1 protein-coding gene is annotated in these 1,105 nt (G+C 55.6%); it reads left to right on the top strand.

Features of this window, described 5'->3' with window-relative positions:
* On the top strand, positions 1-1,105 hold a 1,105-nt coding region (locus FJM67_RS17610), incomplete at both ends, for a beta strand repeat-containing protein (protein WP_181161554.1).

Below are 1,105 nucleotides of genomic sequence, written 5' to 3'. Positions count from 1 at the left end.
CGATCAAGTAGGTGTGGTAGCACACGGTACTGGTTCTATCCGAATCGATGCGAACGGTACGGGTTCTGATGTGACCAACGATGCGCAGATCAACAGCACGACGGGTCATATCACGGTGACAGCCGCGGATGCGCTTAGCATCCTAGCCAATATCACTACGGCGACGAACGGCACCGTAACGCTAGATGCGGAAGGCAGCAGCCTAACCATGGCGGGTGCGGTTACCGTAACAGCAACCAACAGTTCAGCACGTTTGAATGCCGCTACCGATGTCACCATCGGTAATGTGGTTGCACAGAACGTTTCTGTGGTAGCGGATACCGGCAGCATTATCAATGCCGCAGGCAGCACAATGAACGTGACGGCAACGAACCTTCGCCTAGAAGCGGATGATGCGATTGCGAGCAGTGATCGTCACTTGACGACCACGGTTGCGACCATCAGTGCGAACAGCACCGGCACCGATGTCACTGGTATCTACATCACGGAAGCGGACAGCATTACCGTGGACTCTGTGGCGGTAACGACCACCGCGTTCAACACGGATGCGACCACGACGGATGTCGTGGATGCAGCGCAAGCGGATCTGATCTCGGGTAACAACGGTAATATCGTTCTGACTACGCTAAACGGCAGCATCGTGATCAACGATGGCGATAGCGATCAAGTAGGTGTGGTAGCACACGGTACTGGTTCTATCCGCATCGATGCGAACGGTACCGGTTCTGATGTAACCAACAATGCTCAAATCAACAGCACCACCGGTCATATCACGGTAACGGCGGCCGATGCCCTCAGCATCTGGGCGAACATTACGACTGCCACAAATGGTACGGTCACCCTAGACGCGGAAGCCGGTGCCTTGTTCATGGGCGGTGCCGTGACGGTTACCGCAACCAACAGCTCAGCACGCTTGAATGCCGCGACGAACGTCACTATCGGTAACGTCGTTGCGCAAAACGTTTCTGTGGTAGCGGACACCGGCAGCATCATCAATGCCGATGGCAGCACGATGAACGTGACGGCAACGAACCTTCGCCTAGAAGCGGATGACGCGATTGCGAGCAGTGATCGTCACTTGACGACCACGGTAGCCACCATCAGT

Origin of the sequence: Maribrevibacterium harenarium (genome assembly GCF_006385675.1) — a bacterium.
Taxonomy (GTDB): Bacteria; Pseudomonadota; Gammaproteobacteria; order Pseudomonadales; family Marinomonadaceae; genus Marinomonas; species Marinomonas harenarium.
The sequence above is the reverse complement of the archived record's forward strand: the minus strand, read 5'-3'. Positions and strand labels throughout refer to the sequence as shown.